This window comes from Vibrio sp. 10N.222.46.A1 (assembly GCF_041473595.1).
GTDB classification, from domain to species: Bacteria; Pseudomonadota; Gammaproteobacteria; order Enterobacterales; family Vibrionaceae; genus Vibrio; species Vibrio tasmaniensis_A.
The window spans coordinates 1-815 of record NZ_JBFRSN010000910.1 but is presented as its reverse complement, the minus strand read 5'-3'; the positions used below and the strand labels follow the sequence as shown (position 1 = coordinate 815).

The following is an 815-nucleotide window of genomic DNA, read 5'->3' as shown; positions in this document are numbered from 1 at the left end:
CGGTAGTGTTCTACTGAGCCTTTACCCCCAATTGTTACTGAATTGCTGACAGCTATTTCTGAAAGACATCAACCATTGAGCTAATATACAATTACTTTCAACGATGAATTTTATTGTAGTCGCCAATCCAACATCATACTCAATGGACACAACGAAAGCCCAATTAGTCCATGTTTCTTTTATTTACAATTCGCTTAACTAGCTCATCTTCGAGAATTTTTCGTGCGACTCCATCGGCATCAATCAAAGCTTTTGCAAGATCATTGATATCTTGTTCAGGTTGCTCTCTTTTCACAACACCGTAAAACCGTAACAAGCGGCAAGTTACAATGGTAAACTCACCCTTTTCACTCAATGGTCTATAAAAATCTCCAGGAGAAATTGCATTTATATGCTCGTGGTAGAAATCAAAATGAGGGTGAATAATTTTATAGTCTTGAGAAGAATTAGGAAAACGGCGGCGATCGGGGTTAACAAGAACTTCCTTTGAACTCTTAGCTCCATTACAATCTTTACATGCAACACAGAGATTTTCAGGTTCAAACATAAATTGAACCTTTTTATCTTTTGGAACTATATGCTCAATATCCCATGCCATCCCATGACCAACAGGATATGTAATTGCACAGTATGGGCACACATAGTTCTGTTCAACCTTGTAATGATTTTTTATGGACAATTTAATGTCTTTAAATTCATCATCCCCCCAGTCAGTTCCGTTTTTTTTATCACGCTTAATAAAATTATCAACTAACTCTAACTCACCTTTCGTGTATGTTACTGGGTTATCAATCTTCATTAATCTCCTCCATAAC

Annotated in this window: 1 protein-coding gene; it reads right to left on the bottom strand. The window is 36.7% G+C overall.

Annotated elements, in window-relative coordinates:
• Positions 1-163: 163 nt before the first annotated feature.
• Positions 164-815 (bottom strand): HNH endonuclease (locus AB4496_RS21805; protein ID WP_372131951.1); only part of this gene is annotated, 652 nt, incomplete at its 5' end.